The 20,514-nt window shown below is 48.4% G+C and carries 19 protein-coding genes and 1 tRNA gene; 13 read left to right on the top strand and 7 right to left on the bottom strand.

All coding sequences use genetic code 11. The features are described 5' to 3' along the window. The first annotated feature begins 219 nt into the window (after window positions 1–219). On the top strand, window positions 220–459 hold the full coding sequence (locus ACTHTQ_RS08765; protein WP_440363677.1) for a putative hemolysin: 240 nt from the start codon (window positions 220–222) through the stop codon (window positions 457–459). Between the two features lie 65 nt (window positions 460–524). On the opposite strand, the gene serS is transcribed toward ACTHTQ_RS08765, so the two are convergent. After that, window positions 525–1,820, bottom strand: coding sequence for a serine--tRNA ligase (gene serS / locus ACTHTQ_RS08770; protein ID WP_003680530.1), 1,296 nt, complete (start codon window positions 1,818–1,820; stop codon window positions 525–527). 125 nt (window positions 1,821–1,945) lie between these two features. Continuing rightward, window positions 1,946–2,021: transfer RNA gene (locus ACTHTQ_RS08775), tRNA-Glu, on the bottom strand. Between the two features lie 133 nt (window positions 2,022–2,154). Between ACTHTQ_RS08775 and ACTHTQ_RS08780 the strand changes: the two genes are divergently transcribed. The 4 genes from ACTHTQ_RS08780 (at window position 2,155) to dcd (ending at window position 5,062) form a co-directional block, all read left to right on the top strand. Continuing rightward, window positions 2,155–3,054: a recombination-associated protein RdgC gene (locus ACTHTQ_RS08780; RefSeq protein WP_440363678.1), complete on the top strand. Its 900-nt coding sequence runs from the start codon at window positions 2,155–2,157 to the stop codon at window positions 3,052–3,054. Window positions 3,055–3,131: 77 nt separating this feature from the next. Next, a complete protein-coding gene (locus tag ACTHTQ_RS08785; RefSeq protein ID WP_440363701.1) occupies window positions 3,132–3,914 on the top strand; it encodes an ADP-ribosylglycohydrolase family protein in 783 nt (260 codons plus the stop codon). A gap of 24 nt (window positions 3,915–3,938) precedes the next feature. Continuing rightward, the gene (locus tag ACTHTQ_RS08790; protein WP_440363679.1) at window positions 3,939–4,370 is read left to right on the top strand and encodes a hypothetical protein; all 432 of its coding nucleotides are present in this window, start codon (window positions 3,939–3,941) and stop codon (window positions 4,368–4,370) included. Between the two features lie 125 nt (window positions 4,371–4,495). Then, entirely contained in the window at window positions 4,496–5,062 is a 567-nt protein-coding gene (dcd, locus tag ACTHTQ_RS08795; RefSeq protein ID WP_003680541.1) for a dCTP deaminase, read from the top strand. Window positions 5,063–5,117: 55 nt separating this feature from the next. On the opposite strand, the gene ppsR is transcribed toward dcd, so the two are convergent. After that, on the bottom strand, window positions 5,118–5,939 hold the full coding sequence (ppsR, locus tag ACTHTQ_RS08800; protein ID WP_049352599.1) for a posphoenolpyruvate synthetase regulatory kinase/phosphorylase PpsR: 822 nt from the start codon (window positions 5,937–5,939) through the stop codon (window positions 5,118–5,120). Between the two features lie 416 nt (window positions 5,940–6,355). Here ppsR and ppsA point away from each other — a divergent pair, with 416 nt between their 5' ends. The 5 genes from ppsA (at window position 6,356) to ACTHTQ_RS08825 (ending at window position 11,842) form a co-directional block, all read left to right on the top strand. Continuing rightward, window positions 6,356–8,740 carry a phosphoenolpyruvate synthase gene (ppsA, locus tag ACTHTQ_RS08805; RefSeq protein ID WP_070630824.1) on the top strand — a complete coding sequence of 795 codons (2,385 nt, stop codon included), beginning with the start codon at window positions 6,356–6,358 and terminating at the stop codon, window positions 8,738–8,740. Window positions 8,741–9,011: 271 nt separating this feature from the next. Beyond that, window positions 9,012–9,716, top strand: coding sequence for a peptidoglycan DD-metalloendopeptidase family protein (locus ACTHTQ_RS08810; protein WP_440363680.1), 705 nt, complete (start codon window positions 9,012–9,014; stop codon window positions 9,714–9,716). Window positions 9,717–9,888: 172 nt separating this feature from the next. Continuing rightward, window positions 9,889–10,371: a hypothetical protein gene (locus ACTHTQ_RS08815; protein ID WP_440363681.1), complete on the top strand. Its 483-nt coding sequence runs from the start codon at window positions 9,889–9,891 to the stop codon at window positions 10,369–10,371. Window positions 10,372–10,576: 205 nt separating this feature from the next. Next, a complete protein-coding gene (locus ACTHTQ_RS08820; protein WP_440363682.1) occupies window positions 10,577–11,536 on the top strand; it encodes a DnaJ C-terminal domain-containing protein in 960 nt (319 codons plus the stop codon). Window positions 11,537–11,551: 15 nt separating this feature from the next. Then, window positions 11,552–11,842, top strand: coding sequence for a chaperone modulator CbpM (locus tag ACTHTQ_RS08825; protein ID WP_049336193.1), 291 nt, complete (start codon window positions 11,552–11,554; stop codon window positions 11,840–11,842). A 117-nt stretch (window positions 11,843–11,959) separates the two neighbouring features. Here ACTHTQ_RS08825 and ACTHTQ_RS08830 read toward each other — a convergent pair whose 3' ends face one another. Beyond that, complete coding sequence (locus tag ACTHTQ_RS08830) at window positions 11,960–12,154, bottom strand: YbdD/YjiX family protein (RefSeq protein ID WP_003747442.1); 195 nt, start codon at window positions 12,152–12,154, stop codon at window positions 11,960–11,962. Further along, complete coding sequence (locus ACTHTQ_RS08835) at window positions 12,144–14,225, bottom strand: carbon starvation CstA family protein (protein ID WP_440363683.1); 2,082 nt, start codon at window positions 14,223–14,225, stop codon at window positions 12,144–12,146. The genes ACTHTQ_RS08830 and ACTHTQ_RS08835 overlap by 11 nt, the downstream gene beginning before the upstream one ends. A 330-nt stretch (window positions 14,226–14,555) precedes the next feature. Here ACTHTQ_RS08835 and ACTHTQ_RS08840 point away from each other — a divergent pair, with 330 nt between their 5' ends. After that, entirely contained in the window at window positions 14,556–15,299 is a 744-nt protein-coding gene (locus ACTHTQ_RS08840) for a pseudouridine synthase (RefSeq protein WP_070624774.1), read from the top strand. Between the two features lie 59 nt (window positions 15,300–15,358). Here the strand turns inward: ACTHTQ_RS08840 and alr are convergent, their stop codons facing one another. Beyond that, window positions 15,359–16,417, bottom strand: a complete 1,059-nt coding sequence (gene alr / locus ACTHTQ_RS08845; RefSeq protein ID WP_440363684.1) for an alanine racemase — start codon at window positions 16,415–16,417, stop codon at window positions 15,359–15,361. 216 nt (window positions 16,418–16,633) lie between these two features. On the opposite strand from alr, the gene ACTHTQ_RS08850 reads away from it, so the two are divergent. Together ACTHTQ_RS08850 and ACTHTQ_RS08855 are read left to right on the top strand one after the other, a co-directional pair. Next, window positions 16,634–17,095 (top strand): winged helix-turn-helix transcriptional regulator, encoded by a 462-nt coding sequence (locus ACTHTQ_RS08850; RefSeq protein WP_079453694.1) that lies wholly within the window; start codon window positions 16,634–16,636, stop codon window positions 17,093–17,095. Between the two features lie 575 nt (window positions 17,096–17,670). Next, the gene (locus ACTHTQ_RS08855) at window positions 17,671–19,008 is read left to right on the top strand and encodes a GTPase/DUF3482 domain-containing protein (RefSeq protein WP_070748121.1); all 1,338 of its coding nucleotides are present in this window, start codon (window positions 17,671–17,673) and stop codon (window positions 19,006–19,008) included. 74 nt (window positions 19,009–19,082) lie between these two features. On the opposite strand, the gene ACTHTQ_RS08860 is transcribed toward ACTHTQ_RS08855, so the two are convergent. Beyond that, a complete protein-coding gene (locus ACTHTQ_RS08860; RefSeq protein ID WP_440363685.1) occupies window positions 19,083–20,489 on the bottom strand; it encodes an efflux transporter outer membrane subunit in 1,407 nt (468 codons plus the stop codon). Window positions 20,490–20,514: the final 25 nt, after the last annotated feature.

Genomic DNA, 20,514 nt, shown 5'->3' on the forward strand with positions numbered 1-20,514 from the left:
CGCTGCTGGCTGCGTATATGCAGGTAGTGGAGTACGGCTTGGTATTTGAAGTGTAATGTATATTTGCTCATAAAAAAACTGCACCTTGTGAGTTGGAGGGGATGTCCAACTTTTGGGGTGCAGTTCACTTTTCAGACGGCCTTTAATCTGGTTAACGCCATTAAACGCAAGCGCCCCCTATAATCCGCTTGTTTTTATCCTTCAAATGAAAGACACGCCATGATCAAACCCATTATCCTTAGCCTCGCTGCCGCAACTGCTTTGGCCGCCTGCTCCGCTTCTGAAAAACAAGAATCTCCTAACGTCGGCGTGGCCAATCCGGCTTCCGAATTCTGCGTCAAACAAGGCGGCGAATCCGAAATCAAAAAAGACAAAGACGGTGGCGAATACGGCGTGTGCCACTTGCCTGACGGTACCGTTGTCGAAGAATGGGAATATTTCCGTCAGCACAACAAATAATTGCTCAATCATAGAAAAGGCCGTCTGAACCCAAGTTTCAGACGGCATTTTCTTTTAAACAGCGATTATTTTACTTCCAGTTTGGTCACGCCGCCCATATACGGTTGCAACGCAGCAGGAACATTAATGCTGCCGTCGGCATTTTGATGGTTTTCCAATACCGCCACCAAAGTACGGCCGACTGCCAAGCCTGAGCCGTTCAAAGTATGTACCAAACGGTTTTTACCGTTTTCATCTTTGAAACGCGCTTTCATGCGACGTGCTTGGAAATCTTCGCAATTGGAGCAGCTGGAAATTTCACGGTAAGTGTTTTGCGCAGGAACCCAAACTTCCAAGTCGTAGGTTTTGGTTGCGCCGAAACCCATGTCGCCGGTACACAAAGTGATCACGCGGTATGGCAGTTCCAACGCTTTCAAAATATTTTCAGCGTGTCCGACCATTTCTTCCAGCGCTTCGTATGATTTTTCCGGATGAACGATTTGCACCATTTCCACTTTGTCGAATTGGTGTTGGCGAATCAAACCGCGCACGTCTTTACCGTATGCGCCCGCTTCGGAACGGAAACATGGGGAATGCGCAGTCAATTTCAACGGCAAATCACTGCCAGCCACGATGCTGTCGGCAACAGTATTGGTCAGCGTCACTTCGGCGGTCGGAATCAGATATTGCGTTTTCTTGCTCTCATCACCGCCGCGGGTAACGTGGAACAAATCTTCTGCAAATTTAGGCAGTTGGCCTGTACCTTGCAGGGTCAGGTCATCCACAATGTAAGGCGTGTAATGTTCGGTATAGCCATGTTTCAGCGTGTGCGTATCCAGCATGAACTGAGCCAAAGCGCGATGCAGACGGGCGATTTGGCCTTTCATCACGGTAAAGCGCGCGCCTGACAGCTTTGCACCGCCTTCAAAATCCAAACCCAAAGGCTCGCCCAAATCAACATGGTCTTTGATTTCAAAATCAAATTCGCGCGGCGTGCCGACTTTGCGGACTTCAACGTTTTCAGTTTCATCTTTACCGGCAGGTACGCTTTCGTGCGGCAGGTTCGGAATGGTCAGCAGCCAAGCGTCCAATTCTTTCTGAACAGCATCCAAATCAGCGGCAGCCTGCTCCAAGTCCACTTTGATTTGAGCAACCTGATCCATTGCAGCTTGAGCCTCTTCGTGTTTGCCTTGACCTTTCAACGCGCCGATTTGTTTGGAAATACTGTTGCGTGAAGCCTGCAACTCTTCTGTTTTCACTTGAACGGCTTTGCGTTGTTCTTCCAAAGCGTTAAAACGCGCGGTATCAAACTCGTAACCGCGGGCGGCCAAACGTTCGGCAACTGCGGCGGTATTGCTGCGGAGCAATTGGATGTCTAACATTGTTTTCTCTCGTTAAGATTCAGAATGGCATTATTGTAAACCAATTTAAAGATATTTTCACAGCGGCTGGCCGTCTGAAAACAAAAAACGCCCCTACAAAAAGCAGGAGCGTTTTTTAACAATTTTGGCACGCCCACGGGGATTCGAACCCCGGTTGCCGCCGTGAAAGGGCAGTGTCCTAGGCCTCTAGACGATGGGCGCATAACCGAAGCGCGAACTATACAGAAAGCCTTTTCTTCTGTCAACGCCTTTACTGCATTTTTAAAGATGCTGCCGATTTCCGTATGTTATTTTCCCTGTATAATGCCGGTTTTAATAAAAAGGAAAACTCGCCATGTGGTTTAATCAAATCAGTTTTTATCCGCTCAACAAAGACAAGTTGCCCGAATTGGAAGTCCTTTCTGACAAATTGGCGCAATCCGAATTTGCCCATTGTCAGGGTTTGGACTGGTTTAGCGAAGGCTTTGCCACGCCTGTTTCCTTTTCGCCCGAGCTGGTTTTCCCTGCCGATTACACTTGGCGCGTTGCTCTGAAAAAAGAAGAAAAAGTCCTGCCTGCCGGCGTCATCCGCGATATTTTGGATGAAAAGGTTTTGGAAATCCAAAACAACGAAGCGCGCAATGTCGGCCGTAAGGAAAAACAAGAGCTGAAAGAACAGATTACTGACGACCTGCTGCCCCGTGCCTTTACGCGTAGCAGCCGCACACAGGCGATTTTTGACACGCGTCATGGTTATCTTTTGGTCAACAATGCCGCATCTGCAAAAGCGGAAAATATCCTGACCAAACTGCGCGAAGCCTTGGGCGGTTTGGAAGCAACCCTGCCCAATACCAAACAATCGCCCTCTTCCCTGATGACCAGCTGGCTGCTGCAAGGTCACTGCGAAGGCGGTTTTGAATTGGACTGCGATTGCGAACTCAAAGGCGTGGGTGATGTTGTTCCGGTCGTCAAAGTTTCCAAACAAGACCTAACTGCCGATGAAGTGGTACAACACGTCAAAAACGGCAAAACCGTTACCCAACTGGGCTTGGTATGGCGCGAACAAATTGCGTTCATCCTCACCCAAGACTTTACCCTCAAACGTATCCAGTATCTGGACGTATTGCAAGAAGAAGCCGAAAGCAACGGCGACGATGCCGCCAGCCTCGCCTTTGCCTCGCAAATCCTGATGACCGAAGCCATCAGCACCATGTTGGAAGAACTGGTTTCTTATTTGGGCGGCTGGCAAGAATAATTTTTCAGACGGCCTTTTGATTGGGAAATATCAAAGGCCGTCTGAAATATAAATGAAGTATCAGAAAGGATGTCATGATATTGGGCGCAGTCATTGGCGATATTGCCGGATCAAGATTTGAGTTTGACAACTACCGTCACACCGATTTTGATATTTTCAGCCCCGACAGCGACTTTACCGATGATACGATTTGCACTGTTGCTATTGCCGATTGGGTTTTACAAGGCTGCAGCGATAATTTGGCCTCTATTTTGCAAGGCTGGTGTAGGGCATATCCCTGTCCGAAAGGCGCATATGGCGGCCGTTTCTCACAATGGATAGAATGGAAAGATCCAGAACCTTATAATAGCTGGGGCAACGGCTCGGCCATGCGTGTTTCTGCAGTCGGTTGGGCATTTGCCACATTGGAAGAAACCCTGCATTTTGCCAAACAGTCCGCCATCGTGACGCACAACCACCCGGAAGGCATTAAAGGCGCGCAAGCCGTAGCCGCCGCCATCTTTTGGGCGCGTACCGGTATAGGCAAAGCGCAAATCAAAGAAAACATTACACGACAATTCGGCTACGACTTGAGCCAAAGTTGCGACCAAATCCGCCCGTATTATCATTTCAACGAAAGCTGTCAGGAAACCGTACCTCAAGCGATTACCGCCTTTCTTGAAAGCGATGATTTTGAACATGCCATCCGACTGGCAGTTTCCCTGGGTGGAGACAGTGACACCTTGGCAGCCATTACCGGCAGTATTGCCGAAGCCTACCATGGTATCCCTACCGCCATGCGCGAACACGCTTTAGCCATATTGCCACGCCGTATTGCTGAAACCCTGCTGACTTTTGAATCCCAATATCAGGCCGTCTGAAACCGCCTGCAAAAAGGAATAATAATGATGAAATACCTCGCCCTACTCCCTATCGCCTTCATGCTGGGTACGCCTGCCATTGCCGAAACCATCAATCCTTATCAGGAAAAAGGTTGCGCTTATGATGGCGATGTCGGCAAAGACGGCAAACCGTCCGGTAAAGGCACATGGAAATGCCAAGACGGCCGCAGCTATGTCGGCACATTTAAAAATGGCAAATTTGACGGCAAAGGCGCATATACCGTTTCCGGCAACCGCGAAACCTTTATCGAACCTTTCTCCTCCAACAGCGCCAAATTACGCAATATGACACTGGAAGGCATGTTCAAAAAAGGCAAGGCGCACGGAAACTTTACCGCCTCTCAAAACGGCACACCCATCTTCATCATGAAATGCGAAGACGGTATGATTAAAGAAGTCAAACTGCCTAAGAAATCTGCTTCCAAAACCAAATAAACAGCCTTTCAGACGGCCTTATCCATATTTAAGGCCGTCTGAAACATCAATTGACAAGCCTGCTTAAAGGCTGTTGTATTGATTTCAGAAAATTTCCAAACAACCCTTACCCCAGGACAACCACCATGAGCATTAAATCCGACAAATGGATACGCCGCATGGCCGAAGAACACGGCATGATTGAGCCGTTCGAGCCCAATCAAATCAAAGAGGCCAACGGCCAACGCATCATTTCCTACGGCACATCCAGCTACGGCTACGACATCCGTTGTGCCAACGAATTTAAAATCTTTACCAATATCAACAGCACCATCGTCGACCCGAAAAACTTCGACCCGAAAAACTTCGTTACAGTCGAGGACGACTGCTGCATCATTCCGCCCAACTCCTTTGCACTGGCGCGCACAGTTGAATATTTCCGCATCCCGCGCAACGTCCTGACCGTCTGCTTAGGCAAGTCCACTTACGCACGCTGCGGTATTATCGTCAACGTTACCCCGTTCGAGCCCGAGTGGGAAGGCTACGTTACGCTTGAGTTTTCCAACACCACCCCACTGCCTGCCAAAATCTATGCCGGCGAAGGCGTGGCTCAAGTCTTGTTCTTTGAAAGCGATGAAGTCTGCGAAACTTCATACAAAGACCGCAACGGCAAATACATGGGACAAACCGGTGTTACCCTGCCTAAGACTTAATATACAAAATAAAAAAAGGCCGTCTGAAGTTTCAGACGGCCTTTTATCATTTCATTTAGAAACGGCGTTTCAGCTTGCAAGCCTGCAAGATATGAACGGCGAGTTCTTCCACAGATTTATCCGTTGTATTGGTAAACGGCACTCCGTGTCGTTTGAACATATTTTGCGCATCGGCAATCTCGCTGCGGCAAGTATCGATTTTGGCATAGGTCGAATTAGGACGGCGTTCCTGACGGATAGCCTGTAGACGCTCGGGCTGAATGGTTAAGCCGAACAGCTTGTCTTTATAAGGTTTGACCATACGCGGCAAATCGGTTGATTCCAAATCATCGGGAATCAATGGATAGTTTGCGGCGCGAATACCGTATTGCAGAGCCAAATAAAGACAGGTCGGCGTTTTGCCCGAACGGGATACGCCCATCAAAATCACATCCGCCTCCTGCAGGTTTTTATCGCTGACGCCGTCATCATGGTTGAGCGAGAAGTTCACTGCTTCCATACGCGCATCATAACGCTTGGTATTGCCGATACTATGGTGGCCTCGCTCGGCAATCGTTGCTTCAACATTCAATTCTTTTTCCAGCAAACCCAAGAACGTTTCAAAGAAATCAATATGGAATGCATTGGATTTTTTGATGATTTCACGGATTGCATCATTTACCACGCTGACAAAAGCAATCGGACGATCGCCAAACTGTTCGGCTGTCTTATTGACCTCATCCACTACGGCCAACGCTTTTTCAGACGTATCGATAAATGGATAAACGTGGCGCTTGAACTCGACATTGCCGAATTGGTTCAACAGGGCTTCACCGATATTTTCGGCGGTCAGACCGGTACGGTCGGAAATATAGAAGACTTGGCGTGGAGCAGTCATAATGAATCCTTCAGAGGGTAACGTTTCAGACGGCAATCATAGCAGTTACAGCCTTTGCAATAAAGCGATCCCCGGTAGATTACACAGGATTACAACAAATTTGAACAAATTTTAAATTGGAATAAAATTTTATTTTCCCAAATTTATTGGAATTTTGTTCTAAATTTGCAAAGTAAATTTAGATTCTTAAATTTATTAACTTATTTTGTTTCCCATATTTAACAAGAAGATAACACGTAAAAACATGAATCTGATATTCATATTTCAGAAAGTTACACGCCTGAAAAGCACAATATCACAGACGAATTTGTGATTTTTAAAAAGATAAAACACATGACAGCCATCAAACGAATGGCTACAATAAGCAGGCGGATTTGTTTCTTTTTTAACATTTTTGGATTGGATTGGACACACAAATGGCCGAAAACTACGTTATTTGGTTTGAAAACCTGCGTATGACTGACGTTGAGCGAGTGGGCGGTAAAAATGCCTCTTTGGGCGAAATGATCAGCCAACTGACTGAAAAAGGCGTGCGCGTTCCCGGCGGTTTTGCAACCACAGCCGAAGCTTATCGTGCTTTCCTGGCTCACAATGGTCTGAGCGAGCGTATTTCCGAAGCCCTGAAACAACTGGATGTTGAAGACGTTGCCGAATTGGCACGCGTGGGTAAAGAAATCCGTCAATGGATTTTGGATACTCCGTTCCCTGAGCAGCTGGATGCTGAAATCGAAACAGCTTGGAACAAAATGGTTGCCGATGCCGGCGGTGCGGACATTTCCGTTGCCGTACGTTCTTCCGCAACAGCAGAAGACTTGCCGGACGCTTCTTTCGCCGGCCAACAAGAAACCTTCCTGAACATCAACGGCTTGGATAACGTTAAAGAAGCAATGCGCCATGTATTCGCTTCCCTGTACAACGACCGTGCCATTTCTTACCGTGTCCACAAAGGCTTCGAACACGACATCGTTGCCCTTTCTGCCGGCGTACAACGCATGGTGCGCTCTGACAGCGGTGCTTCCGGTGTGATGTTTACCATCGATACCGAATCCGGTTACGACCAAGTCGTTTTCGTTACTTCTTCTTACGGTCTGGGCGAAAACGTCGTACAAGGCGCGGTAAACCCTGACGAATTCTATGTATTCAAACCTACTTTGAAAGCAGGCAAACCGGCTATTCTGCGCAAAACCATGGGTTCGAAACAAATCAAAATGATCTTTACCGACAAAGCCGAAGCCGGTAAATCTGTAACCAACGTTGATGTACCTGCAGAAGACCGTCAACGCTTCTCCATTACCGATGCCGAAGTAACCGAGTTGGCTCATTACGCGCTGACCATCGAAAAACACTACGGCCGCCCAATGGACATCGAATGGGGCCGCGACGGCTTGGATGGCAAACTCTACATCCTGCAAGCACGTCCTGAAACTGTGAAATCTCAAGAAGACGGTAGCCGCAACCTGCGCCGCTTCTCTATCAACGGCGAAAAAGTTGTCTTGTGCGAAGGCCGAGCCATCGGTCAAAAAGTTGGCCAAGGTAAAGTCCGCTTGGTGAAAGATGCTTCCGAGATGGATTCCGTTGAAGCAGGCGACGTACTCGTTACCGACATGACCGACCCGGATTGGGAACCGGTAATGAAACGTGCTTCTGCCATTGTTACCAACCGTGGCGGCCGTACCTGCCACGCAGCGATTATCGCGCGTGAATTGGGTATTCCGGCTGTTGTAGGTTGTGGCGACGCTACCGATCTGCTGTCTGAAGGCCAAGAAGTGACCGTATCTTGTGCCGAAGGCGATACCGGCTTCATCTACTCCAGCTTGCTGGACGTACAAATTACCGATGTTGCTTTGGACAACATGCCTAAAGCGCCTGTAAAAGTGATGATGAACGTTGGTAACCCTGAATTGGCATTCAGCTTCGCCAACCTGCCTAGCGAAGGTATCGGCTTGGCGCGTATGGAATTCATCATCAACCGTCAAATCGGTATCCACCCTAAAGCCTTGTTGGAATTTGACAAACAAGACGACGAGTTGAAAGCGGAAATTACCCGCCGCATCGCTGGCTACGCTTCTCCTGTCGACTTCTATGTCGATAAAATTGCGGAAGGTGTGGCAACTTTGGCTGCTTCGGTTTATCCACGCAAAACCATCGTTCGTATGTCTGACTTCAAATCCAACGAGTACGCTAACTTGGTGGGTGGCAGCATCTATGAACCGCACGAAGAAAACCCAATGTTGGGCTTCCGTGGTGCAGCGCGTTATGTAGCCGATAACTTCAAAGACTGCTTCGCACTCGAGTGTAAAGCCTTGAAACGCGTTCGCGATGAAATGGGTTTGACCAACGTCGAAATCATGATTCCATTCGTTCGTACCTTGGGTGAAGCAGAAGCTGTTGTTAAAGCCCTGAAAGAAAACGGTTTGGAACGTGGCAAAAACGGCCTGCGCCTGATCATGATGTGCGAGTTACCAAGCAACGCTGTATTGGCAGAACAATTCCTGCAATACTTCGACGGCTTCTCCATCGGCTCTAACGACATGACCCAGCTGACCCTCGGCCTCGACCGTGACAGCGGTTTGGTATCTGACTCCTTCGACGAGCGTAACCCTGCCGTTAAAGTGATGTTGCACTTGGCAATCTCTGCCTGCCGCAAACAAAACAAATACGTCGGTATTTGCGGTCAAGGACCATCAGACCATCCGGACTTTGCCAAATGGCTGGTTGAAGAAGGTATCGAAAGCGTATCGCTCAACCCTGATACCGTCATTGAAACCTGGCTGTATCTGGCTAACGAATTGAATAAATAAGTTCAATGAGACAAAAATCCCCTGCCCATTTATCCCGGCAGGGGATTTTTATTGCCTTATTCAATGCCGTCTGAAAAAACTTTCACTTTCTTTTACCTTATCGAAAAAAATCCTTTATCATCAAAATGATAAAAAAATATGCCGCCATATCCACAAATTTTAAATGTTAATATACTGCCTTTCTGTATTTTATCCCGTGTCTTTTGAGTGAACCTTTTTCCACTCTTCCTATCTATCATACGCAGCATAACGATACATTTTGAAATATCCCATGAATACAAACTTTATTTCCACCTTTCAGACGGCCTTGAAACGTCTGGCACTCATCAGCACCATTGCCGTCTTAGCAGCCTGCGCCGGCAACAATACCTCTTCCAACCGCGCCGTACCTGACGGCTACCACAAAGTCCGCCCTGGCGATACCCTGACCCAAATCGCCAAACGCTACGGACAAAATGTCAACACACTGGTTGCATGGAATAACCTTCCCAACGCCTCACAAATCGAAGTCGGCCAAGTATTGCGCGTCCACCGTCATGTTGCCTCACGCAGCACTGCAACGCAGCAACGCCAAACCACTGCCGTTACCCCGATCAACCGATTGAACCTGCAATGGCCGACCGATAACGCTTCATCCTCCATTATCCAACGCTACAACGGCACCACCAGCAAAGGCATAGATATTGCAGGCACACAAGGCCAACAAATCCGTTCCGCCGCAGCAGGTACCGTTATCTACGTTGGCGAAGAAGTCCGCGGCTACGGTAAGCTGATTTTGATCAGCCACAATGACTACACCATTACCGCCTACGCTCACAACGACACGCTTTTGGTACAAAAAGATCAAAAAGTCCAAGCAGGACAAGTTATCGCCACCATGGGTAGCAGCGATTCAGACAGCGTCAAACTTCATTTTGAAGTACGTCTAAACGGCAAAGCAGTCGATCCCCTGCCTTATTTGACCAGAACAAATTAATACCTCAATCAAAAGGCCGTCTGAAACAAAATTATTTCAGACGGCCTTTTGATTTGTCTCACCATAACACTCATTTCAACAAAGTATTGACCAACTTAACTTATGTTGATTGAGTGAGAACGCCGTTATACAATGACAATTCTTTTTAACATTCTATTTTAGGTGCCCTACTATGTCTCCTAATCGCATCCTTGCAACCGCATTCTTATTTGCTTCTGCATTCGCCAGCGCAGATGTCCATATTGATGAAAGCATCCCTTACCGCGACAAAGAAGAAATCGATACCCGTATCGTTTCTGAATGTTTAGAAGTGGGCAGCATTATGTCCAAATCTTTGCAAGAAACTGCAGCCAAAAGTGATGTAACTGTTATCCGTGACGGTAAAAAACAAGGCACATACGCAGATATCGCCATTACTTCCGCTATGAGCGCAGGCAATGCCTTTATCGATCACGCCAAAGGTATGGCGGTTTCAGCCGCTTTGTATGTTGACGGCAAACAAGTTAATAAAAAAACCTTCACCCGCAACTCTTCCGGCGGCATGTTTGGCGCTTATAAAAGCTCTTGCGCCGTCTTGAACCGCACTTCTAAAGTATTGGGTTCAGATATTGCCCAATGGGTGGTCCGCGAACAAAAAAACGCTCAAGATAAATAAAACCCCAATTTGATAAAGGCCGTCTGAAAAACCGTATTTCAGACGGCCTATATATTTTCTATTTCTCTAGGAACAAAGAAATAAATTATCCATTAATCATTGTCAGAAATAGAGAATTTTATTTCCAACGCCCTTGATTTTAGAATATCTACCCTCAATTATTAAAACTATAAGAATTTTGTATATGAGCAGTCAAAGGAATAACATGGCAGAAAAAAACTATTATGAAATACTAGGCGTTGCCAAAGATGCGGATGAGGCCGAAATCAAAAAAGCCTACCGAAAACTGGTGCGCAAATACCACCCCGATGTCAGCAAAGAACCTGACGCAGCCGAACGTACGGTAGAAATCAACCGTGCCTACGAAACGCTTTCCGACAAAGAAAAGCGGGCTGAATACGATGAAATGTTGGCTAATCCTTACGGACGCAGCGCCGGAGGAAATCCGTTCGGTCAAGGCGGCAATCCGTTTGGCAATGGATTTAACGGTGGCGGCTTCCACTATGAACGTCATGAAGACGAACCGTTCGGAGCGGGAGACTTCAATTTTGAAGATCTGTTTTCATCATTCCGCCAATCCCACACTCGTTCCGAACAACCCCGAGGCCCAATAAAAGGTGAGGATCAACATGCTGAATTGAGTATTGATATTTATGCAGCGTATGTTGGTGCAGAACGTAGCATGACTTTGAATGTGCCGACTCTAGACGAATACGGACGTGCGGTTTATCAAAATAAAACCCTCAACGTTAAAATTCCCAAAGGTATTGCAGAAGGCCAACAAATCCGTTTGGCCGGTCAAGGTTTGCCGGGATACAACGGCGGGGAAAACGGTGACTTGTACTTAAAAATCAAGTTCCACGACCAACCTGATTTATACGTCAAAAACAGGAAAGACGTATATCAAACAATAGATGTCAAACCTTGGGAAGCCGTATTGGGCGGCAAAATCATCGTCCCTACCGCTTCAGGCCGCTTGCAGGTCAATCTGCCTGCCAACAGCCAAAGCGGTAAAAGCATCCGCCTTAAAGGCAAAGGTATTCCTGCAAAAGAAGCCGGAGACCTTTATCTCAATATCCGCATTAATGTTCCGCCAGTAGAGAGCGAAGCCGACCGTGCCGCATGGGAAAAATTAGCCGAACACTTTGCCGCGAAACAAGCATAAGAGAAAGGATAAATTATGATTCAGTCCTCCGATGTTACCCTTACTTTTGAAGAAATCGTTGCCGCCAGCCGCTGCCGTCGTGATTGGCTGTTGGAACTTATAGCAGAAGACATCATCAGCATAGATGGAGTGCCCGAAAAAAGCACCTTCAGTGGTTTTCATCTTGCCCGCATCCGTCGCGCACAACGCTTAAGCCGTGATTTTGAGGCCGGCATTCCTGCATTGGGGCTGATTATGCGGCTGTTGGACGAGGTGGAAGAACTCAGAAAAATACAGCGTCCGCTGGTCCTGCTCGAAGAAGAGTAAATATTGGCAAGTTGTTCAATTAAATATTGATGACAAGACAAAGTTTTTGATTTTTATTGATATTCCATAATGAAAGGCCGTCTGAAAATATTTTCAGACGGCCTTTTTATGCCTTCATTAACAACAGCGTCCACCGTTGCCGCCGCAACGGCGTTTGCGGCAGTAGTCTTGGAATTGCAGCTCGGTCATGACCGGCGCGTTGGGATTATGTTTGCGCTGGCGGGCAACGTAGTTTTCATAATCTGGGACACCGGCCATCAAGTTCGCTGTCAACTTGATGGTTTTCCACCAAGATGCGAGCTTATGCTTCACTTTGAGTCTCCGGCTGTTTACCGTCGCGGTACACTGCTGGAATTTCTTTAGCAGTTGGCCAACCGACTTTGCGGGCTTTCATGGCAGTACGGAAACCGTACATGGCGACAATCACGACAACTGCCAAGAACAAAGCGGTCAAACCGGCATTGATTTGGTCGTTGAAGATGATTTGTGACATTTCGCCAATGTCTTTAGCAGGAGCGAGGACTTCGCCTGAAGCCAAGGCATCGCGGTATTTGCCTGCGTGAGCCAAGAAGCTGACGCGCGGGTCGCTGTGGAACAGTTTTTGCAAACCGGCATAGCAGGTTACAAACAATACGCCGACAGCAGGAACCAAAGTTACCCAAACATAGCGGTCGCGTTTCATTTTCACCAATACGACGGTACACATAATCAACGCTACGCCTGCAAGCATTTGGTTGGCGATACCAAACAACGGCCAGAGCGAGTTAATACCGCCCAGAGGGTCGGTTACGCCGGTATAGAGGAAGTAACCCCACAATGCCACAGCAAAGAATGTGGCAACCAAGTTGGCAGGGATTGAGTCGGTGTTACCGAATGGTTTGTAGAAGATACTGCCCAAGTCTTGAATCATGAAACGGGCAACGCGTGTACCGGCGTCAACTGCGGTCAAGATGAACAAGGCTTCAAACAGCAAGGCAAAGTGATACCAGAACGCCATCATGGCTTCGCCCGGAATCAGACGGCTCATGATGTGTGCCATACCGACTGCGAGGGTTGGTGCACCGCCTGCGCGGGATAGAATGGTGTTTTCGCCCACTTCTTTAGCAGTGTGCAACAGGGTTGCGGCATCAACAGAGAAATTCAGTTTAGTGGTGATGACTTCGGCAGCTGTGTTGGCATCTGTACCAATCAGCGCGGCCGGGCTGTTCATCGCAAAGTACACGCCTGGCTCAAGCGAAGCGGCGGCAGCCAGCGCCATAATAGCCACAAAGCTTTCCATAATCATGCCGCCGTAACCGATCATGCGGACGTGTGTTTCGTTTTCCACCATTTTTGGAGTGGTACCTGAAGAAATCAGCGCATGGAAGCCTGAAACTGCACCACAAGCAATGGTAATGAACAAGAATGGGAACAATGCACCAGAGAATACCGGGCCTGAACCATCGATAAAGTGGGTAACTGCAGGCATTTGCAGAGTCGGGTTAACAATAACGATACCCAAAGCCAAAGCTGCAATCGTACCGATTTTCAGGAAGGTAGACAGATAGTCGCGCGGAGTCAGCAAGAGCCAAACCGGCAATACGGAAGCCACGAAACCGTAAATCATAATCGCCCAAGTCAGCTGAATGCCGTCAAGGTCGAACCAGTGACCGAAGGAGCTGTGGGCAACATCTTCACCGTAAATCACGGCCAACATCAGCAAAATAAAGCCGACGATGGAAATCTCGCCAATTTTGCCCGGACGGATATAACGGGTGTAAATACCCATAAACAGAGCAATCGGCATAGTCGCTGCGATGGTGAACGTACCCCAAGGGCTGTGAACCAATGCTTTCACAACAATCAGCGCCAACACCGCCATAATGATGACCATAATCATCAAAATACCAATGGATGCAATCACGCCGGGAACGGTACCGAGTTCTTGTTTCACGATATCGCCCAAAGACTTACCGTCACGGCGCATAGAAACAAATAGTACCATCATATCCTGTACGGCACCGGCAAATACCACGCCGAAGATAATCCACAAAGTACCGGGCAGATAACCCATTTGCGCTGCCAATACAGGACCAACCAGAGGGCCTGCGCCGGCAATAGCGGCAAAGTGGTGGCCGAACAGTACGCCTTTATGTGTGGGAACATAGTCCAAGCCGTCATTGTGGCGTTCTGCCGGAGTCAGACGGTTAGGATCAAGCTGCATCACACGGTTGGCAATGTAAAGACTGTAGAAACGGTAGGCAATGCAGTATACCGAAATGGCGGCCGTAACCATCCAAATCGCACTGACTTGCTCGCCACGGCTGAGAGCTAAAGTAGTAAAGGAGGCCAAGCCTACCAAAACCACAATGCCCCAGATCAAAAATGATTTGAGCGATTTCATTGATTTATCCTTAAAACGTGATGCACCAAGGCTTGCTTTAGCGACAAACTGCCTTAATGCGCTTCAGAAAGACCAGTCATTATAGTCTTCATGATTTCATGAGTGAAATGTCATTTCAACCCAAATTCGACTGAAAACAAAATGATTAGTTCGTCCGTAAGGTTAACACAAACAGACAATATACCCTTCATTTTTTACTTCAAAACTAAATATTCCTTAACATATAACAAACGAAAGGCCGTCTGAAAACCCAAAAATTCAGTTTTCAGACGGCCTGACAAACAGTCAATGCTATAATCCGACATTCCCATTTCTCTATATTGCCATACCATGCAAAACAACGATTCCGAAACCATGCGCCTCTCCAAACGCATGGCGCAATTGGGCTTATGCTCGCGCCGCGAGGCAGACAGTTACATCGAGCAAGGCTGGGTCAAAGTCAACGGTCAAACCGCCGTACTCGGTCAAAAAGTCACCGAGCGCGACCGCATCGACCTCAACAAACAAGCCCATGAAAAACAAGCAGCGCGCGTAACCATCCTTCTGAATAAACCCGTCGGCTACGTCAGCGCGCAGGCAGAAAAAGGCTATAAATCCGCCGCAGAACTCATTACCGCCGAAAACCATTGGGAAGGCGATGACAGCCATATCCCTTTCAGCGAAAAACACAAATTCGGCTTAGCCCCTGCCGGCCGCTTAGATATCGACTCCGTCGGATTGTTAGTACTCACTCAGGACGGCCGCATTGCCAAACAACTGATTGGTGAAAACAGCAGCAGCGAAAAAGAATACCTTGTCCGCGTCCGTGGCAAACTGGACGATAAAGGCCTCGCCCTACTCAACCACGGCTTGAGTTTGGACGGAGAAAAATTGCGCCCCGCCAAAGTCGAATGGCAAAACGAAGACCAGTTGCGCTTTATTTTGCGACAAGGCAAAAAACGCCAAATCCGCCGCATGTGCGAACTGGTCGGCCTGCGTGTCGTCGGTTTGAAACGCATCCGCATGGGTAAAGTCAAACTCGGCAGACTGCCGCCGGGCAAATGGCGTTATCTACGCGCTGACGAATCGTTTTAATTGCAGCTAATAAAAAGGCCGTCTGAAAACACATTTCAGACGGCCTCATCTTTTACTGCTTACTCGATATAAGTAAACTTCGCACGTTTGATATTGCAGAGAATTTCGTACGGAATCATACCGGCAACTTCGGAAACTTCATTGATATTAATCACATCGCCCCAAAGCTCGACTTCCGCGCCCAAGCCCTCTTTCGATGCTTCCAGCTCAACCGTAATCATATCCATAGATACCCTGCCGATAATACGGCTGCGTTTGCCATCCACTGCCACAGGGGAATTAGTGGAAGCGCGACGCGGATAACCGTCGGCATAGCCGCAGGCAATCAAACCGACACGGGTAGATTTGCTGGTGTAGAACGTTGCGCCGTAACCAATCGGAGAATGCGGCTGCAACACACGCTCGCCGAAAACGCGGGAGGTCAGGCGCATAACAGGTTTCAAACGCTCATCCACGCCGCTGAAAGGCGAAATACCATATAAGGCCAGACCGGCACGTCCCCAATCGCGGCGTGCTTCAGGCACGTTCAAAATCGCGGCGGAATTGGCCAAGCTCTCTTCGCCTTCCAAACCTTCACATGCCAAATCAAACGCTTCAAGCTGCATTTCGGTCATGCCGTTTTCCGGCTCGTCCGCGCAGGCAAAATGGCTGAATTTCACAATGTTTTCAACCGATTCGGATTGTTTCAATGCAGTATAGGCCGCAGCATAGTTATGCGGAAAGAAACCGGCACGGTGCATACCCGAGTCCATTTTCAGCCATACGGTTGTCGGACGTTGCCACTCATGATGCACAAACGCCTCCAGCTGCCATTGGCTGCCGATTGCCGGCCACAAATCATAACGGTCAACATCCGCATACTCGGCAGCATCAAACACGCCTTCCAACAAAACAATCGGATTTTTAATGCCGTTTTGACGCAATTCCACACCTTCATCTACCGTTGCCACCGCAAAGCCGTCGGCAATATCCGCCAACGCGTGTGCACATCTGACCGCACCATGCCCGTAAGCATCAGCCTTAATCACAGCCAACAATTTATTACCATGCAACTCTTTGAGAAAACGATAATTTTGACGTAAATTATCCAAACGGATTTGCGCATTGAGCGGACGCATAATGTATTCCTCTTATCGGCATTCCGTTTCAGACGGCCTACCCTATTACTTTGAAGTAAATATTATAGGTCAAAAACTACACAGGATTCCATGAAATACACAAGAATAATCTATTCATAATTTAGACCTCATGCGCACTTTTAGGCATTTATGCTTCTTCTCAGCCTGTTTTAAGGTTATGATTCAATCCAAATGAAAACGACAGACATCAAGGCTATGAAAGAACTCGACAAAACCGACTTAAAAATTCTCAAGCTCCTACAACAAAACGCACGTATCCCCATGACCGAATTGGCTGAAAAAGTCGGCCTCTCCACCACGCCGGTAACCGAACGCGTCCGCCGCTTGGAACGCGACAACCTTATTACCGGCTATCATGCCCATCTGAATCCCCATGCTTTAGGTCAAAGCCTCTTGGTCTTTGTCGAGCTAAAACTGCGCTCCAAATCCGGCAATATTTTTGAAGACTTCAAACGCGAAGTGCTGAAGATTCCGCAAATTCTAGAATGCCACTTAGTCTCCGGCGAATACGACTACCTTATCAAAGTCCGCCTGCCCAATATGTCCGCCTATCGCGATATGCTCGGCAATATCCTGCTGCAACTGCCGGCTGCGTCCGAAAGCCGCAGCTATGTTGTCATGGAAGAAGTCAAAGAAGAAGTGGTATTAGACATCTAATTCTATTCAACCAACAAAGGCCGTCTGAAAGATTACAACATTCAGACGGCCTTTATTTTAAATAGGCAAAAAAAAAAATGCACACATCCGACAGAATGTGTGCCAAGTCTACAAAGGAGAAATAGAGGAGAAACTATTAACTGACTACTCGAACCAGCTAACGAAACGAATTATGCAACAAGAGCTTCAACCGCGCAAGTATTTTTCTTGTAAAATTTCTTAACTATTCGATTTACAAATTTTAAATGTAATCATATTTCAATGCGGATAAAAAAATGCGCATACCGTTTCGATATGCGCCAAGTCTACAAAGGAGAAATAGAGGAGAAAAATCAAGCTGCATCAAGCAACTCAACGGCGCGAATTATCCTAGCCTTCTACCCCCCTGTCAACTGTTTTCCCATCTATTTTCAAGTATTTTGCTAAAAAACAACAAATCCGCTATTCCCCTCTTTTTCTTGCTATTTTCGCCCATATTTAAGAAATTTAGGGCCGTCTGAATCATATATTGCCACTAAAGATAAACGGCTCCATACTCACACATTCATCGTCCATATCAACCCAACCCAAAGACCATGACCACCCCACTTTCCCTTGCCGTTGTCGGCCATACCAACACAGGCAAAACCTCGCTCTTACGTACGCTTTTGCGCGACAGCACCTTCGGCGAAGTGAAAAACGCGCCATCCACCACGCGCCATGTCGAAGAAGCCCTCATCAACGATGGCGACGACAGCTTGGTTTACCTCTACGACACACCCGGTCTTGAAGATGCAGGCGGCGTGTTGGACTGGCTGGAAACCCATACATCCGCACGCGATGACGGCATTGAGCGCATCCAGCAATTCCTTAGCAATCATGAAGCGCATCACGAGTTTAACCAAGAGGCAAAAGTGCTGCGCCAAGTCATGCAAAGCGATATGGCCATGTACGTCATCGACGCGCGGGAACCCGTCCTCGACAAATACAAAGACGAGCTGACCATTTTGTCTTGGTGCGCCAAGCCCATCATGCCCGTGTTCAACTTCACCCAAAATCAAGACCTGACCGCTTGGACCAATATGCTCGCCCGTCGAACCCTGCATGTTTACGCCGGTTTCGATACCGTTGCATTCGACTTTGAAGGCGAAATCCGATTGTGGGACAACCTTGCCACCATGTTACCTAAGCGCGACATCCTCGACCGCCTCATCAATATGCGCCGTCGCGAGTGGCAACGGCTGGATACGGAAGCGCGTCGTGAAATTGCCGATTTTCTGCTGGATGCCGCCGCATTTACCCAAGAAATTGCCGAAAACGACGACCCTGCCCCGACTTTGGAAGTCATGCAATCGGAAATCCGCCAACTTGAGCGGCAAATGCAACAACGCCTGTTCACACTTTACCGCTTCTATCACGACGAAGTCGGCAGCGACAGCACATGGATGCCCAAAGCCTTCAAACAAGACCCGTTTGACAGCGAGTTGCTCAAACATTACGGCATCCGTACCGGTACCGGCGCAACCGCAGGCGCGCTCATCGGCTTAGGCTTGGACATTGCCACGCTTGGCGGCTCACTTGGTTTGGGTACGGCCATCGGCGGACTATTGGGCGGTATTTTGCCCAATGCCCAAGACATCACCGATAAAATCAACGGCCGACAAACCCTGCATACCGATCCGGAAACCCTTACCCTGCTCGCCGCACGCGCACTGGATTTGTTGCACGTCTTGCAAACGCGCGGCCATGCGGCTCAATCACACATCGAGCTAAAAGAACGCAAAGCGCCCTGGAATGCGGCCAAATTACCAAGCGAACTCAACAAAGCGCGCAGCAACCGCAAATGGTCTTCGCTCAACACACACCAGCCCGAAGCCAGCCGTAACGAACGCGCAGCCTATGTCGCCACTTTAAGCGAGAAATTAAAAGCTTAGAATTACCGCATAACAAAAAGGCCGTCTGAAATCCAAATGTTTCAGACGGCCTTTTAATCTTAGCAGGCAAATACTTATTCCGCAGCTTTGGTTTCGCGTTTCAAACCGCCGCCAAGTGCTTTATACAAGTCGGCAAGATTTTCCAAACGGGTCAGCTGATTGGCCAAAAGAGCAGTATCCGCGCTGTAACTGCTGCGCTCGGCATCCAGCAAATCCAATGCGCTGGATACGCCATGTTTGTAGCGCAGGCTGATGAGGCGCAGGCTGTCGTTGTAGGCGCGGCTTTGTTTGCTCAAAGCGTTATAGCTTTTATCCAGCTGTTCGCGTGCAACCAACGCATTGGAAACGTCTTTAAATGCGGATTGAACGGCGGCTTCATAAGCAACGATTTGTGCCTGTTGGCGCAGTTTGGCTACATCAAGATTGGCTTTGTTTGTACCCCAGTCAAAGATAGGCAGGGTGATGGACGGTGCAAAAGCCCAAACACCTGTGCCGCTCTTAAACAGGCCGCTCAACTCACCGGAAGCGGTACCGACCGAACCGGTCAGGCTGATGCGTGGGAAAAACGCCGCACGTGCCGCGCCGATATTGGCATTGGCTTGTTTGAGCGCATGTTCGGCCGCACGGATATCCGGACGGTTGAGCAACACGTCCGAACTCAAACCGGCAGGCAGCTTGGTCATTTTGAACTGCTTGCTCAAAGGCAGACCGGCAGGCAAGCCTTCGGGCAAAGGTTGATTAATCAACATAGCCAAGGAATTTCGCGCTTGCTCGCGGTTTTTTACCGCGAATGCGTAATCGGCTTTGGCCGATTCAATCAGCGCTTCCTGTTGGCGCAAATCAACGGCGGAAATCACGCCGGCCTTATGGCGTAATTGCGAGAGCTTGTAAGTCGCCTCACGGGTTTGCAATACGCGTTGTGCCAATGCCATGGTTTCTTCCGCGTAGCGTTCGTTAAAGTAGGCTTTGGCAACGGTAGAAATCAAGGTCAGATGGGCGGCATCGCGGTTTGCGGCCACATTGAAATAACCTTGCAACGCGGCTTCGCCGGTACTGCGAACACGGCCGAAAAGGTCGAGTTCATAAGAGGCTGCGCCCAAACCCACGCTGTATTGGCTGCTGACGCTGCCGCCGCTCAAGCTGCCTTGACGCGAACCTGTACCGCTGGCATTGACGGTTGGCAACAAGTTATTACGCGCAATCATGTATTGCTTGCGGTAGATTTCCGCATTCAGCGCGGCTGTACGCAAATCGGTATTGCGTGCCAATGCGATGTCGATCAGACGGTGAAGGCGCGGATCGGCAAAGTAATCTTGCCAACCCAATTCGGCGGCACGGATACCGTCGTCAACTGTGTCGTATTTAAACGTATCGGCCACGGCAACTTGAGGCTGTTCATATTTCGGCATCATGGTACAGGCTGACAAAGCCACGGCGGCGGCAACGGCGGTCAGTACAGGTTTGAATGTAATCTTCTTCATTTTAGAATCCTTTAGCATTTTGAGG

This window comes from Neisseria sp. P0020.S003, from assembly GCF_051957095.1.
GTDB classification, from domain to species: Bacteria; Pseudomonadota; Gammaproteobacteria; order Burkholderiales; family Neisseriaceae; genus Neisseria; species Neisseria subflava.

Coding starts and splice junctions, on each gene's coding strand:
- ACTHTQ_RS08765 (WP_440363677.1), top strand. CDS start 220: ATGATCAAACCCATTATCCTTAGCCTCGCTGCCGCAACTGCTTTGGCC.
- serS (WP_003680530.1), bottom strand. CDS start 1,820: ATGTTAGACATCCAATTGCTCCGCAGCAATACCGCCGCAGTTGCCGAA.
- ACTHTQ_RS08780 (WP_440363678.1), top strand. CDS start 2,155: ATGTGGTTTAATCAAATCAGTTTTTATCCGCTCAACAAAGACAAGTTG.
- ACTHTQ_RS08790 (WP_440363679.1), top strand. CDS start 3,939: ATGATGAAATACCTCGCCCTACTCCCTATCGCCTTCATGCTGGGTACG.
- dcd (WP_003680541.1), top strand. CDS start 4,496: ATGAGCATTAAATCCGACAAATGGATACGCCGCATGGCCGAAGAACAC.
- ppsR (WP_049352599.1), bottom strand. CDS start 5,939: ATGACTGCTCCACGCCAAGTCTTCTATATTTCCGACCGTACCGGTCTG.
- ppsA (WP_070630824.1), top strand. CDS start 6,356: ATGGCCGAAAACTACGTTATTTGGTTTGAAAACCTGCGTATGACTGAC.
- ACTHTQ_RS08810 (WP_440363680.1), top strand. CDS start 9,012: ATGAATACAAACTTTATTTCCACCTTTCAGACGGCCTTGAAACGTCTG.
- ACTHTQ_RS08815 (WP_440363681.1), top strand. CDS start 9,889: ATGTCTCCTAATCGCATCCTTGCAACCGCATTCTTATTTGCTTCTGCA.
- ACTHTQ_RS08820 (WP_440363682.1), top strand. CDS start 10,577: ATGGCAGAAAAAAACTATTATGAAATACTAGGCGTTGCCAAAGATGCG.
- ACTHTQ_RS08825 (WP_049336193.1), top strand. CDS start 11,552: ATGATTCAGTCCTCCGATGTTACCCTTACTTTTGAAGAAATCGTTGCC.
- ACTHTQ_RS08835 (WP_440363683.1), bottom strand. CDS start 14,225: ATGAAATCGCTCAAATCATTTTTGATCTGGGGCATTGTGGTTTTGGTA.
- ACTHTQ_RS08840 (WP_070624774.1), top strand. CDS start 14,556: ATGCAAAACAACGATTCCGAAACCATGCGCCTCTCCAAACGCATGGCG.
- alr (WP_440363684.1), bottom strand. CDS start 16,417: ATGCGTCCGCTCAATGCGCAAATCCGTTTGGATAATTTACGTCAAAAT.
- ACTHTQ_RS08850 (WP_079453694.1), top strand. CDS start 16,634: ATGAAAGAACTCGACAAAACCGACTTAAAAATTCTCAAGCTCCTACAA.
- ACTHTQ_RS08855 (WP_070748121.1), top strand. CDS start 17,671: ATGACCACCCCACTTTCCCTTGCCGTTGTCGGCCATACCAACACAGGC.
- ACTHTQ_RS08860 (WP_440363685.1), bottom strand. CDS start 20,489: ATGAAGAAGATTACATTCAAACCTGTACTGACCGCCGTTGCCGCCGCC.